The 14,009-nt window shown below is 67.5% G+C and carries 13 protein-coding genes; 7 read left to right on the plus strand and 6 right to left on the minus strand.

The features are described from left to right. Positions 1-149: 149 nt before the first annotated feature. A complete protein-coding gene (locus AC1DZV_RS01885; protein WP_476952789.1) occupies positions 150-1,088 on the minus strand; it encodes an AfsR/SARP family transcriptional regulator in 939 nt (312 codons plus the stop codon). Between the two features lie 354 nt (positions 1,089-1,442). Beyond that, positions 1,443-2,426 (minus strand): S1C family serine protease, encoded by a 984-nt coding sequence (locus AC1DZV_RS01890; protein ID WP_476949680.1) that lies wholly within the window; start codon positions 2,424-2,426, stop codon positions 1,443-1,445. A 184-nt stretch (positions 2,427-2,610) separates the two neighbouring features. On the opposite strand from AC1DZV_RS01890, the gene AC1DZV_RS01895 reads away from it, so the two are divergent. Then, positions 2,611-3,114 (plus strand): HtaA domain-containing protein, encoded by a 504-nt coding sequence (locus tag AC1DZV_RS01895; protein WP_476949681.1) that lies wholly within the window; start codon positions 2,611-2,613, stop codon positions 3,112-3,114. Positions 3,115-3,138: 24 nt separating this feature from the next. Here AC1DZV_RS01895 and AC1DZV_RS01900 read toward each other — a convergent pair whose 3' ends face one another. Beyond that, a complete protein-coding gene (locus tag AC1DZV_RS01900) occupies positions 3,139-3,888 on the minus strand; it encodes an ABC transporter permease (protein WP_476949682.1) in 750 nt (249 codons plus the stop codon). A gap of 166 nt (positions 3,889-4,054) precedes the next feature. Between AC1DZV_RS01900 and AC1DZV_RS01905 the strand changes: the two genes are divergently transcribed. Beyond that, positions 4,055-5,980, plus strand: coding sequence for an alpha-amylase family protein (locus AC1DZV_RS01905; RefSeq protein ID WP_476952790.1), 1,926 nt, complete (start codon positions 4,055-4,057; stop codon positions 5,978-5,980). A 346-nt stretch (positions 5,981-6,326) separates the two neighbouring features. Then, positions 6,327-7,799, plus strand: coding sequence for a sensor histidine kinase (locus AC1DZV_RS01910; RefSeq protein WP_476949684.1), 1,473 nt, complete (start codon positions 6,327-6,329; stop codon positions 7,797-7,799). Here the strand turns inward: AC1DZV_RS01910 and AC1DZV_RS01915 are convergent. Both AC1DZV_RS01915 and AC1DZV_RS01920 read right to left on the minus strand, forming a co-directional pair. Continuing rightward, positions 7,747-8,457, minus strand: a complete 711-nt coding sequence (locus AC1DZV_RS01915; protein WP_028276795.1) for a response regulator transcription factor — start codon at positions 8,455-8,457, stop codon at positions 7,747-7,749. The genes AC1DZV_RS01910 and AC1DZV_RS01915 overlap by 53 nt on opposite strands. A 96-nt stretch (positions 8,458-8,553) precedes the next feature. Further along, positions 8,554-8,799 carry a hypothetical protein gene (locus AC1DZV_RS01920; protein WP_230008878.1) on the minus strand — a complete coding sequence of 82 codons (246 nt, stop codon included), beginning with the start codon at positions 8,797-8,799 and terminating at the stop codon, positions 8,554-8,556. A gap of 316 nt (positions 8,800-9,115) precedes the next feature. Between AC1DZV_RS01920 and AC1DZV_RS01925 the strand changes: the two genes are divergently transcribed. Both AC1DZV_RS01925 and AC1DZV_RS01930 read left to right on the plus strand, forming a co-directional pair. After that, complete coding sequence (locus AC1DZV_RS01925; protein WP_028276793.1) at positions 9,116-9,418, plus strand: DUF4193 domain-containing protein; 303 nt, start codon at positions 9,116-9,118, stop codon at positions 9,416-9,418. A gap of 219 nt (positions 9,419-9,637) precedes the next feature. Then, entirely contained in the window at positions 9,638-11,932 is a 2,295-nt protein-coding gene (locus tag AC1DZV_RS01930) for a putative bifunctional diguanylate cyclase/phosphodiesterase (protein WP_476952791.1), read from the plus strand. Between the two features lie 37 nt (positions 11,933-11,969). On the opposite strand, the gene AC1DZV_RS01935 is transcribed toward AC1DZV_RS01930, so the two are convergent. Then, positions 11,970-12,917, minus strand: coding sequence for a cation diffusion facilitator family transporter (locus AC1DZV_RS01935; protein ID WP_476949686.1), 948 nt, complete (start codon positions 12,915-12,917; stop codon positions 11,970-11,972). 170 nt (positions 12,918-13,087) lie between these two features. Between AC1DZV_RS01935 and AC1DZV_RS01940 the strand changes: the two genes are divergently transcribed. Together AC1DZV_RS01940 and AC1DZV_RS01945 are read left to right on the plus strand one after the other, a co-directional pair. After that, entirely contained in the window at positions 13,088-13,486 is a 399-nt protein-coding gene (locus AC1DZV_RS01940) for a cupredoxin domain-containing protein (RefSeq protein ID WP_476949687.1), read from the plus strand. Then, complete coding sequence (locus tag AC1DZV_RS01945) at positions 13,483-13,941, plus strand: hypothetical protein (RefSeq protein WP_028276789.1); 459 nt, start codon at positions 13,483-13,485, stop codon at positions 13,939-13,941. Before AC1DZV_RS01940 ends, AC1DZV_RS01945 begins: the two co-directional genes overlap by 4 nt. The last annotated feature ends 68 nt before the right edge of the window (positions 13,942-14,009 follow it).

Genomic DNA, 14,009 nt, shown 5'->3' on the forward strand with positions numbered 1-14,009 from the left:
CGCCGGGGATATTCCCAGTATGGGGCCCGGTGCGGCGGAATTCCCGAAGAATCCCGGCCACGTGACGAAGCTAACGCCCGCGTCCCGGTGGCGGCCCTCCCGCTCATCAATTTGGCGCCGCCACTCCACCGGTGGCGCCCCCGCGGGGGTCAGACCGCGGCCCGTACGCGCTGGAGGAAGGAATCAAGCACCCGCCCGGCGTTCTCATGCATGCGCCGGGACTCCGCCGCCGGCAGCTGCCGGCTCTTGGGCCCGTTCAACCGCTCGCCCAGATAGAGCAGCGCCGCCAGTACCTCGGAGAGTTCTGAGTTGCTCTCCGCACGCTGCCGCAGGAGCCGCAGATGAGCCTCCTGCAGGGCCGGACCGGGGCTGCAGCCGAGGTCGCGGTCGAAGAGGCGCCGGCAGCGGTCATACGCCGCGAGGCCCTCCGCCGGCAGGCCTGCCTGTTCATAGGCTGTCACCAGCACCGTCCAGGCCCGCTCGTTCAGGGGCTCCGCTCGAATGGCAGCCTGGACCAGGTTGACGGCATCGTCTGGTTTGCCCAGCAGAGCCGCCGTTTCTGCCGCCAGGATCTGCAGCGCCACCTTCTCGGCTGCATGGCGTGCGCGCGCCTCTTCCGCCCAGTCGGAGGCAAGTTCGAACCCGAGCAGCGGCTCGGCGGAAAGCACCAAGGCCTCGAGCATCAGGGGGTAGGCCTCCTCCGGGGGCAGCTCACCCGCGTCGCGGACCAGGTCATGGAACCGGAACAGATCGAGGTCCACGAGCGTAGGGTCCAGGACGTAGCCACTGTTGGCCGTGCGGAGCGGGCCGGTCTTGGTCTGCCCCGGCTGGATGGCACGGCGGATACCGCTGATATAGCTCTCGAGGGTCGCTACCGAGCCGTCACTGGCTCCTGCGCCCCAGACAAGATCGATCAGGCGGGTCTTGGACACGGGCGTGCCAAGGTTCAGGAGAAGGATTTCCAGTATGTGCCGGGGCTTGCATCCGCCCATGTCGGCGGCGGTGAGCGCCACGCCGTCCCGGCGCACTTCGAATGATCCGAAGAGGCGGACCGAAATGGAAGGTGTTGTTTCCTTTGGGCTATCCACGATGTTCTCCGATTTCCCCAGGTAAAACGAACTCAATCGTCTATGGAGAGCCGGATCAACATCGAAACCAGGCCGTACTGAGGCTCTGTTCCCTCCGGCTTTCCAATGACACCGTGACACGCCCGGCGGGGCGCAACAAGGCATGCCGCTACCCGATCTTTCGCCCAAAGAAAGACGCGTACAGGGGTCAGTACCGCTGAGTAAGCGCGCGGAGCGGAGGGCAGGTGATTGCGGCGCCAACCAAGTAATTCCGCGGGCCGCCGCCATGCGGACCCAAGTAGTTTAGCCGCGCAAGGATTTGGCCCCGGTGGGCAAATTCCAGCGGTTTGAAACCGCCGGTCCGGACCCGGTTCCCTACTGGTTATCGGTCATCTCGGCGGGCACAGCCACCAGTAGCAGGTCCGCGCCGTCCCGGAGCACGGCAAGGTCCAGCGGCTCCCCGATCGCTTCGGCGAACAGCAGTTTCTGCAGGCTCTCGGCGTTGGACACATACATGTGTCCAACCTTCAGGAGGATGTCGCCGGCCCGTAGCCCGGCCCGCTCGGCGGGGGAATCCGGGAGGACTTCGACCACGAGCAGGCCCTCCCTGCGGCCCGTCCGGACGACGGCGCTCGGCTGCAACTGGATCGGTGTGTTGACCAGGCCCAGGTAGGCCCGGCGGACGCGGCCGTCCTTGAGCAGCGACGCGATGATCCGCCGGGACGTCGCGTTGATGGGAACGGCCAGCCCGAGCCCAACACCGGCCACGGCCGTATTGATGCCGACGATCCGCCCGCGGGCGTCTGCCAGCGCCCCGCCGGAGCTGCCGGGGTTGAGGGCCGCGTCGGTCTGGATGACGTCCTCGATCACGCGGCGGCTCCGTCCGGACCAGACGGGGATCGAACGGCCCAGCCCGCTGACCACCCCGGCGGTGACGGAGCCGGCGAGCCCGAGCGGATTGCCCACGGCGATGACCAGCTGGCCGACCCGGAGGGACTCGGCGTCGCCGAGTTCAGCCGGTGCCGCGGTGGGTGCCCTGCCGTGGACCACGGCAAGATCGGAGAGCGGGTCGGCGCCCACCACGTCAACAGCCGTGCTGGTGCCGTCGGCGAAGACTGCGCGGCCGGACTGGGCGCCGCCCACCACGTGGGCATTCGTCAGCAGATATCCGTCCGTGGTGAACAGCACGGCCGAGCCCGCACCGACCCTCACCCTGCCGTTGCGCCCGTTGCCGGTCACCTCGAGCGCGGCGACGTGCTGGGTGACCGCCTCGGCCACGCGGATGACCGTTGCGGAATAGGAATCCAGCGGGTCTTCGGACACATCGGATCCGGAAACCCTGCTGATGGACGCGGCCACGGTGCACCTCCTGCTAAACGGTACTCATCCAAGTCAACCACCGCCGTCCCGGGAGTAGTCCTGGCGGGCCTACGCCGTCAGAGAAATACGCAGGATGAAGCGGCGGTGGTTCAACAGTTCAGCCCGGCGCGGATCCGCGGCTAGGCTCGGACGTAGATCCGCCCGACAGCCCAGGAGAACCCACGTGACACCAACGTCCGCCTCCCCCGCCCCGCTGCCCCTGCCGGGTCTGACCTGGGGCATCAAACGCAGCTTTATGGATTACATTTCGGGACTCCCGGACGGCGCTGTTTCCGCGGCCGACGGCGCCACGGTCACTGCGTCCGGAGAGTTCTGTTTCGCTCCCGCCGGCTCCGAGTACGATCCCGCCAGCGGCACCGGAGTGCTGCGGTTCCGCGGCGATGTCCGCGTCGCCGGTCACCACGGAATGATGTTCGTCCGTCTGCTGGATCCATGGGTCGAGTTCGCGGCCGGGCACGGGGTCCTGTCCATCAGCACGGGCGACGGCGGCGGGACGGACCGCTCGGATGTCGGCACCCTGCGCACTGCCGCGCCCCGCAACATGGAAGGGTTTCTCGTCTGGGAGCGCGTCGAGGTCGCCGTCTCCCAGGCCGGTTCGGAACTGTTCGACGGCCAGTACGCCGACGGCCAGGCGATGGACCCCCTCGTCATCCGGGTGCCGGCTTAGTCAGGACGGCCCACGGCGCGGACGCTAGCGTGGACGCACCGGACGCACCCTCACCGGCGCGATGATCCCGATCAGGGCCACGGCGGTCATGGAACCTGCCGCCATGATCGAGGCGAGCACGACGATCTGGAAGCGGCCCGCTTCCAAGGGTGAAAGGCCGCCGAAGATCGCACCCACAAACGCCCCGGGCAGGGTGACAAGTCCCGTCGTCTTAGTCTGGTCGGTCGAAGGAATGAGGGCTGAATAGACGGCGCGACGGGCCAGCTCCAACGTTGACTGACGCCGCGTCGCCCCCAAAGCCAGCCACGCTTCAACTTCATCCCAACGCTCATTCACCGACTCGGCAAAGTGCCGGCCGGCCAGGGTGGCGATGGTCATCGCATTGCCGATCACGATCCCGCCAATTGCCAGCGCGTAGCGGGGCGTCAGGGCTATGGCGCCCGTGCCGAAAACGATCGCCAGGGTCACCAGGATGCCGGCCGCCATCGAGCCGCCCACTACCGCCAGGCGTCCCCAACTCCACCCCAGACGTCGCGCGGCCGTCACTGCGGCCACCGAAAACATCACGAGAAGTGCGGCACCGACCCAGACCGGACTGGTGATGACAGTGCCCAGTATGAGGCTGATGACAGCCAGTTGCACAGCCCCGCGCAGGATGGCCAGCGCCGGCGCGGTTGGGTGCGGGATCCGGAAAACAGCAAGCAACCCCACGGTGACCAGCATCAGGAGCCCGACGCCCAGCAACGTGGGCAGGAGATCAGTCAGAGCGGTCATCACGCCAGCCTATAGACCTTCCCGGCAGCACCATTGGCGGCATCGGATGCCGGCTGCCTTTCCTCGCCGGACACGGCTGCCGTGCTGGGCACCCGCGCGTCCTTCTGCAAGGATGTGAACGGTCCTCGCGCCGTCGGGGACTGAAACTGGTCAAAGGAGATGCTCCATGGTTGAACCCGCCCTTGTAGCCGACGGTGTCGACAGCGAGGCCCGCCGGCATGTGCTCCGGGCCTTGGCGGCGGGCACGGGCATCGGGTGGGACGGCGCGGACCGGGCCGTCTTCGAAGAGCGCTTCGACCGTCATTTCCCGGCCTTGTTCCGGCTGTTCCACGATCTCTACGGCGCACGGCCGGATTGGCTGGATCAGCTCACCGACCTTGTGATGCAGTCTGCCCGCTCGTGGGCCGAGAGGCCTGCCGCGCTCAAGGGCCTCGACGCCGAACGGGAACACAACAGCGGCTGGTTCCAGTCCAACACCATGCTCGGCGGCGTATGCTACGTCGACAGATACGCCATGGACCTCGAAGGCGTCCGCGCCCGGATCCCCTATTTCAAGGAACTGGGCCTGACCTACCTGCACCTGATGCCGCTTTTCCTGGCCCCCGAACCGCACTCCGACGGCGGCTACGCCGTTTCCAGTTACCGGGACGTCAATCCCAGGCTGGGCACCACGGAGCAGCTGCGTGACCTCGCCGCCGAGCTGCGGGCGAACGGCATCAGCCTCGTGGTCGACTTCATCTTCAACCACACCTCCGACGAGCACGAATGGGCCCGGAAGGCGGCCGCGGGCGAGCCGGCCTACAGCGACTACTACTGGATCTTCCCGGACAGGTCCATGCCGGACGCGTTCGAGCAAACCGTGCGCGAAATCTTCCCGGACGACCACCCCGGCTCATTTGTCGACTTGCCGGACGGACGGTGGGTCTGGACCACGTTCCACACCTTCCAGTGGGACCTGAACTACTCCAACCCGGACGTCTTCCGGGCCATGGCGGGCGAGATGCTGTTCCTGGCCAACCAGGGCGTGGACATTCTCCGGATGGACGCCGTCGCCTTCATTTGGAAGCAGCTCGGCACGCCCTGTGAGAACCTTCCCGAAGCCCACACGCTGCTGCAGGCGTTCAATGCCGTGTGCCGGCTGGCGGCGCCGTCGCTGCTGTTCAAGTCCGAGGCGATCGTCCACCCCGACGAGGTGGCCCGCTACATTGACCCCGCCGAGTGCCAGCTCTCCTACAACCCCCTGCAGATGGCGCTGATCTGGGAGGCGCTGGCCACCCGCGACGTGTCCCTGCTCACCCAGGCCCTGGAGCGGCGCCACAATATTCCGGACGGCACGGCGTGGGTGAACTACGTCCGCAGCCATGACGACATCGGCTGGACGTTTGCGGATGAGGACGCTGCCGAGCTTGGCATCAATGCCTTCGAGCACCGGCGGTTCCTCAATTCCTTCTACGTCAACCGTTTCCCTGGCAGCTTCGCCCGCGGCGTGCCTTTTCAGGACAACCCCCGCACCGGCGACTGTCGGATTTCCGGCACCACGGCGTCGCTCTGCGGGCTGGAGGGCGGAACCGCTGCGGCAGTGGACCGGATCCTGCTGGCCCACTCGGTGGCCTTCAGCACCGGGGGCATCCCGCTGCTCTATCTCGGTGACGAGGTCGGCCAGTTCAACGACTACGGGTACGTCGCCGAGGAAGGCCACGGAACGGACAGCCGCTGGGTGCACCGGCCGCACTACCCGGCCGCAGAGTACGCGCGGCGCGCGGAGCCGGAAACCCCCGCCGGGGCGGTCTTTGCCGGGCTGCGCCGGATGGTGTCCGTACGGTCCGCGACGCCGGAACTGGCCGGGACCAGGCTGGTCGGGTTCGCCACGAACAACCCGGGAGTCCTGGGGTACCAGCGTCCCGGAAATGGAACGCTGATCCTCGCCCTGGCCAACTTCAGCGACGGCCCCCAGAAGGTAACGGCGTTGACGCTCTCCGGCTTCGCGGCCGGCGCCGTCGACGTCCTGACCGGCGCCCATGTGTGCCTCGACGCGGGACTGGTCCTGGACGCCCGGCAGTTCGTCTGGCTCCGGGTGACGCCCCGGCCCTGAGGCGCTGGCCCGCGACTCATCGGCATGGAGTATCGGAAGCGGCTGTTGTCGGCGCCCGCTGCGCCGCTTCGCCCGGGTGCCGTGTCCGGCCGCACACTGGTTGAGGAGAGCGTGCGGCCGGAATCTGTGGACGAACGGCCCATTGGCGGCCGGCGGCCGGTCTTCTGCGGCCTATTTCCACTCTCCCCCATCCCGCTGAGAAGAGACTGAGAGCAGTCTCTCTCCGTGGGGACGGGCGCGCATGCAGGAGCGCTCCGGCCACCGTCGGGGTGCCGGCCGGGCGGGCGGCGTCGGCAATGCGGCCGCGGTGGTTGTCCCGAACCGCGCATTGACGCATTCTTGGAGCATGGCACTGGGCAAACGGGCCCCCTCCGGCACCGGCACGGGCGAGATTCGATGGGGCGTGCGGAAGCGCTCGACGGCGGTCGCCGTCGGCGTCGTAGCCGTGGCGCTGCTGCTCGGCGGCCTTGTCCTTCTGGTCCTGCTGCAGGCGTCCCTGGCGCGGTCGAGCGACGCAGCAGCCCAGCAGAAGGCCCTGGACGTGATCGCCGAGATGGAGGACATGGACATCGAGGATGCCCGCGCCTACATCATCGACACCGCGCATGCGGGCCAGTTCGTCCAGGTGCTGGATGCCGCAGGGTACGTCCTGGCCAGCTCGGACCCCGAGGTCGCCAACGCCCCGCTGTCAGCCCAGCGACCCAGCCAGGGCCAGACCATGACCCAGGACGTCTCGAGCCTTCCGAGCATCGGAGACACCGACGACTACCACATCGTCACCGTGGGAGCACGGACCGGCACGTTGAGCTACACCGTGGTGGTGGCCCAGGCCTCACAGATACAGGCGGACACCATTTCCACCGTCGCGTGGTTCATGCTGGGAGCCACGCCGCTGCTGCTCGGGACCGTGGCCGTGTCCGTATGGCTCCTGGTGGGGCGTTCCCTCCGCCAGGTTGAGCGGATCCGTGGCCAGGTGGCCCGGATCAACGCCGAGCGGCTGGACGGGCGCGTCGACGTCCCGCCCACCAACGACGAAATCCACGCCCTGGCGCTGACGATGAACACCATGCTGGACCGGCTGCAGGCCTCGGACACCGAACAGCGCAGATTCGTCTCGGACGCCAGCCACGAGCTGCGCAGCCCGCTGGCCACGCTGAGGGCCGGAATCGAGATCGCGGCAGCGGACCCGACCGGGGCGATGTGGCTTCAGATGAAGGACGTCCTCTCCGAGGAGACGGCCCGCATGAGCTTCCTCGTGGAGGACCTGCTGACACTGGCCAAAGCCAATGACGGCGGCCTGCGCGTGGAGCAGAAGGACGTCGATCTTGACGACGTGCTGGACCAGGAGATCCGCCGGCTGCGGTCCACCAGCCGGAACCAGATCTCGGTGGAGCTCGTTCCGACCCGGATCCGCGGCGACGCCCGGCGGCTGGCGCAGGTCCTCCGGAACGTCCTGGACAACGCCGACCGCCACGCCCTGTCCCGGATCGCCGTGGATCTGCACACCGCCGGGGACCGGGTCATCCTCACTGTCGACAACGACGGCGACCCCATCCCGGAGGCGGACCGGGAACGGATCTTCGAACGGTTCGTCCGGCTCGATGGCAGCCGTTCCCGGGAAGGCGGCGGCAGCGGACTGGGCCTGGCCATCGCGGCGGGAATTGTGGCCGCCCATCATGGGAGCATCCGTCCGACGGACGGACCGGCGGGTCACTGCCGCTTTGAGATCACGCTTCCCCTTCCGAAACCTGTGGAGCCGGCCGACGTCACTCCTCGCGGCTCCCGGCAGCACGGGGTTCAGGGGTCGGGTCGGCGCTGAGCAGATAGCCCATGCCGCGCACCGTGGTCAGGCTGTGGATCCCGAACGGGACATCAATCTTGCGCCGAAGGTAGCCGATGTACACCTCAACGACGTTGTTCGCGCCCTCGAATGCCGGATCCCAGACGTTTTGCAGGATTTCCGCCTTTGAGACGATCTGGTCATGCCGGCGCATCAGATAATGCAGGAGCCCGTACTCCCTGGCCGTGAGGCTGATGAGGGTGTCGCCGCGGCGCACACTGTGGCTGACGGGGTCCAGGGACAGCGTGCCAAGCGTCATGATGACAGGCCTGGCTGGCGCTCCGCGCCGGATCAACGCCCTGATCCGGGCCACCAGCACCAGGAAGCTGAACGGCTTGGTGAGGTAGTCATCAGCGCCCAGGTCGAAGGCATCGGTCTGGTCGTATTCGCCGTCCTTGGCCGTGAGCATCAGCACCGGAGTCCACACCTTGCGTTGCCGCAATTCCTTCAAGACGTCGTAGCCGTTCATCCGCGGCAGCATGAGGTCCAGCAGGATGGCATCGTACGCGTTCTCCAGCGCCGCCGCGAGTCCCCGCACGCCGTCGTGGGCGACGTCGACGACGAACCCCTCGTTCCTCAGCCCGCGGCGGACTGTTTCCGCCAGGGCGTCCTCATCCTCCACCATCAGGATCCGCAATCCAGCCCCCTCCCTTTGGGCCAGTATGGCCCTTCCGGGGCCGGGCTGGAAGGAACCTCGCCGGTCCAGTGGGAGGGGATGCCCGTCGCAGTTCGGTCAGGCCTGTTGGGGAGGACCGAACAGCCACCCCGAAACGTCGCTGCGCAGGACCACGTGCGGTCCGCCGGTGGAACTGACGCTCCCGTTGGGGACGTAGTAGCCGCGCCCGGCTCCAGGGCCGCCGGCGGCGCGGTCGATGGCGTCGGTCAGGCGACGGGTCAGGTGCCCGCTGGGGCCCAGGGACCGCAGTTCATTGAGTTCGTCCTGCGTGAGCCGTCCCAGCACTGCAGCAATATCGGCCATGGTGAATCCTCCCGACGGATGGTGCGGATGGTGCGGATGGTGCCCAAGGTGGATGGTGCCTAAAGAATCAGGCTAGGGCAGCCAAATTAACGGCACGTGACGCCCCGGTGACCAGTGGCGAACAAAGCAGGAAGGCCGGCCTCGCGGGCGTCCGCTTCCGGGTGTCATGAGCGTCACTGCCGCGACTGCCCCGGTCCCCAGCATTTACACGGCGTCATGCTGTACGGTTCAATCCCGGAGATCCGGAGATACAGAGATCCGTAGATCCGGAGAGACTCCGAATCACACGCCCAGCAACTGAAATGAGTATCACCAGGTGGCAACCGATTATGACGAAGTACGCTCCGACGTCGCGGAATCCCGCAACGCTTCCCTGGAGGCGCTCCGTTCGGCGAATGCGCCTGACGCGCGAAGCGTTGTCCGCGAACTAGACGAGGCCGATACCTCCGAAGGCGTGGAACTGCCGGGGGCAGACCTGTCCGGCGAGGAACTGACCGTCACGGTCATCCCGCAAAAAGAAGACGAATTCACGTGCTATTCCTGTTTCCTGGTGCGGCACCGGTCCCAGCTGGCCAAGGAGAAGGCCGGCCACGCCTACTGCGCAGACTGCCTCAGCTAGAGCCCCCGGCAGGACCGGCTCAGCCGGTCCGGAAACGTACAGCCCGGCAGGTGTGGTTCCGGGACCGGACGCTACCCGCCGGGCCGCCCGTCGAATACACTTCTGTCACATGCTTCACAATAGTGTCGGGAGGCGGCAGGACATGACCAGCCGGGGCACGTTCGGCTACGCTCCTGTTTGACGATGCGGCGACGGCCGGCACACGGCCGGAGGCTGATCATGCGTAAATCCACCAGCAGCTTGGCTGACCCTGCTGCTGCTGCGCCGCCGTCGGCCGCCGACGCCAACGACGCCAATGGACCCGAACGATCCGACGGGCCGGCCATGCCGGCTGAAGGGCCAGCGGCCACCCGGACCCCCGGCACCGGCAAACCCGCCCGCGCAGGGAGCCTGCAGCGCGAATGGTCCAGGGCCTTCATCCTGGTGCTCCTTGCCCTGCTCGCCGGGGCCGCGGTAACCCTGGTCGGCGTCCGTTTTGTCACGGACCAAATCCAGCACGCCGCCGCACAGCACCGCGTCGAGTCGGAGGCCATCGCCGAGCTCCGGACCGGCATCGAGACCCACGAACAAGCCGGACTCCAGCTGTTGTCCGCACCCGCAGATCCGGCCGCCTTTTTGCTGCAACAAAAGGACATCTCCGCCCAGTTCGATGCCACCGCCCGTATCCTGCCGGAGGCGTACGGCATGCGGGCCACAGTCCGCGAGGCCCGGGCCGCGTGGCAGGAGGGACTGTCCGCACACAATCTCTGGGGAAGCCAGGTGGCCACTCTCCACGGCAACCGGGTGGCTGAGGCGCCGGCGTTCGCCGCGTCCAGCGCCAAGGCCCGCGCCCTGCTCGCCGACGTCCGTCGCGCTTCGCTCGACGCGCTGGACGACGGCGTCGCCCGTGGGGCCGGGCTTCAGCAGATGGTATCGACCGTCCGAACGGCCCTCTTTGCGCTGGCGGCAGGCGGGGTTTTCTTTTTCCGCCGGCGGATGACCAAGTACCTGATGCGCCCCGTGGAGGGTCTGTACCGCGGGGTCGTGAAGCTGCAGTCCGGTGATTACAGCCACCGGATCAGCGTTGTCCGCAATGACGAACTTGGCCAGCTGGCCGAGGCCTTCAATTCCATGGCCGCCACCGTGCACGACAACCACCTGGAACTGACCTTCCGCGCCACCCACGACCCGCTCACGGGACTGGCCAACCGGGCAGTCCTCACCGAACGCCTCACGGCCGCGTTCGACTCCGGGGCAAAGAACCCGGAAGCAGCTGGCACCGAGGTCTGCGACGGGCAGGAAGGCCTGCTGGTCATCGACGTCGACGACTTCAAAGACGTCAACGACTCGCTGGGCCATGAGGGCGGCGACGCGTTGCTCATCCAGCTGGCCCAACGGCTGCGGGGCTGCGTGCGCGGGCATGACCTCGTCGCCCGGCTGGGCGGCGACGAATTCGCGATCGTCGTGACGGATGAGGGCGGCACGGCGACGGACGACGTCGCACGGCGCATCCAGGACACGCTGCGGGACCCTTTCTGCATCGACGACGTCCGGCTGAAGGTAACCGTCAGCATGGGCGCCGCCCAGCGCAACGCCGGCACTGCAGATCCGGCCGAGCTGATGCGGCAGGCGGACTTCGCCATGTACATGGCCAAGCACGGCGGCAAAGGCCGCTACCAGCTCTTCGATGCCCGGGGATATGACGAAATGACCTACCGGGCCGCTCTCCGGTCGGACCTCGCCACAGCCGTGCAGGGCGGGCAGTTGCGCCTCGACTACCAGCCCGTGGTGAATCTCGGCACCGGTGAGATCGCCGGGGTGGAGGCCCTGGTCCGCTGGGAGCACCCGACCCTGGGCCGGCTGGGACCGGCCGATTTCATCTCCTTGGCCGAGGAAACCGGCGAGATTGGCCCCATCGGCTGCTGGGTACTGGACACCGCAAGCCGTCACGTCGCCGGCTGGCGCCGGTCCCCGGGCACAGCCGAAGACTTCTGGGTCTCGGTCAATCTTTCCACTCTTCAGCTTTCGAGTGACCGGAACCTGGCAGCCCTGGAGCGCATCCTGGCCCACCCCGCCTCGCAGGCCGACAAGGTGATCCTCGAGGTCACCGAATCGGCCCTGGCCACGAGCGCCGACGGCGGGGTCGCTGCCCTGAACCGGCTGAAGAGCTTCGGCGTCCGCATCGCAATCGACGACTTCGGGACCGGTTTCTCCTCGCTCAGCACGCTCGCTGCGCTGCCCGCGGACATTCTCAAGATCGACCGTGCCTTCCTGTCCGGGCTGCCTGGGGACGCCCCGGCCGCGGCGATGCTCGAGGGCATTCTGGAAGTGGCCCGGAAACTGGACCTGGCCGTCATCGCCGAGGGCATCGAGCACACCGGGCAGCTGGATCTCCTGCGCTCGCTCGGCTGCGACATGGGCCAGGGCTTCCTTCTGGCCAGTCCCAGCCCGTCCCCCGTTCTCGAGGCGCTGCTGGCCTCCGGGGCCCGCCTGCAGCCGCCGGCCGGCATGGACGCGAGGGCGGGCGGCGCCTGAGCCAGCCGAAGGAACGGACAGGCGGCCGGCGTTGTGCTCAACCGGCGGGGAAGTCCAACGAGGGCTCGTCCGCGGTGGCGAGTGTCAGCACGGCCTCTTCCACCGTGTCGTGGTCCTCAAGTTCGCGTTCAACGCGGCGTAGGGCCACGGCGACGTCGTGTTCCCGGAGATCTCCCTGTATGTCCACGGCCGCCACGACGTAGAGCTTGCGCGGGCCGACGTATTCGAGATGCAGGTACGTGATGCGTTCGATCTCTGGGTGTTCGAGGAGGCGGCGGGCCATGGAACCCTCGATATCGCCGGTCACGGCTTGTCCCACCAGGAAGCGCCGGTTCCGCTCGATCAGTACGACGGCAACCACGGCCAGGAGGATGCCCACCAGAATGGACCCCACGGCGTCCGGCACGGAGGACCCCGTGACCTGGTGCAGGAATATCCCGGCGAAGGCGATGAGCAGGCCAACAAGCGCGGCCCCGTCCTCGGCGAAGACGGCGCGCAGCGTGGGGTCGGAGCCCTTGAGGACCTGCTCCAGGGTGTTCCGGTCCAGCTCTCGCGCCGCCTTCCGGTTTTGCCGGAACGCCTGGATGAAGGACACGCCTTCAAGGACGAACGCGATGGTCAGCACCAGGTAGGCGATCCCATAGTCACCTGGCGGTTCCGGGGTGATCAGCTGCTGGATGCCGTGCATCACCGACACCACCGCGCCGGCCGTAAACAGGCCAAAGGCGGCGATCATTGACCATACGTAGGCCTCGCGCCCGTAACCCATGGGGTGGGCTTTGTCGCGTTTCCGCGCGGCTTTCCGTTCGGCGATGAGCAGGAAGACCTGGTTGCCGGTATCGGCCCAGGAGTGGGCCGCCTCGGCAGTCATGGACGCCGAGCCAGAGATGAGCGCGGCCACTGTTTTGGCTGCCGCGACGAGGACGTTCGCTGCAAAGGCAATCAGCACTGTGAGCGATGCTGACCAGGACTTCTTACGCTTCACGCAATTTTCCCTCCCTCGGCTGCAGGATGCATGCCAGTGACTACGCTATCTCCCCGGGCTCTCCCGGACCGGCGTTCGACGCCGACTGGTTCCATTCGTGCCGGTCAGGCGCACAATATAGCTAGTACGTTCATCCGCTCGTTTCCTCAAGCCGCTCGGGGTGGTGCGCAATGAATGCTCGTCGGAAGCTGTCGGCGCTGTTGGTGCTCCTGATCTTGCTGGGCACCGGCGGGTGCGCCGGCGGCAGCGGATCGCCGGCGTCGACGTCGGCGCCCCCACCCGGCCCTGCCTACGGAGCCGGCCCGACGGCGGGCACCGCCGCCGCCACCGCCATCACCATCAAGGACTTCGCCTACGGCGACCCGCTCACCGTGGCCCCCGGCGCGGCGGTCACCGTAACCAACATGGATGCCGCGGCGCACACGGTCACGGCTGACGAAGGCTCAGCGTTCGATGTACAGGTCAATGGCGGCGGCACGGCCACTTTCACCGCGCCGACGAAACCCGGATCCTACGCGTATCACTGCACCTACCATCCGGGCATGCACGGGACGCTGGTGGTCAAATGAGCGCCCAGAGCCCCGGACGGACCGTGCGGGTCCATACGGCCGGCATGACACTGCGAATCCTCACCGCCGTTGCCCTGTTCATTGACGCCGCCGTCCACATCCACCTGGCCCCGGGCTACCAGGCGGGGAACTCCGCGGGAATCGGCCAAGGGAACCTGTTCCTGCTGGAATCGGCTGCCGCTGTGCTGGCCGGGTTGTATGTGCTGCTGCGCGGCAGCAGGGCGGCCTTCGCCGTCGCATTCGTCGTCGCGCTGAGCGCCTTCGTGGCCGTGGTGGCATACCGTTATGTGAATATTCCCGCGTTCGGGCCTTTCCCGGCCATGTACGAGCCCATCTGGTTCTTCGAGAAGTCCGTCAGCGCCGTGGCCGAAGGCGCCGGCGCCGTCCTGGCAGCCATCGGTTTCGTCCGGGCCGGACGGCGGACGAACGGGCAGGGCGCCCAGTCCAAGCACTGACCAACCCCGGGCCGCGGACTTGCTAGCATGTGGGCGGGGTGGTTCAGGCTGAAGTCGTTTGCAGAAGG

The organism is Arthrobacter sp. P1_D12, from assembly GCF_056406175.1.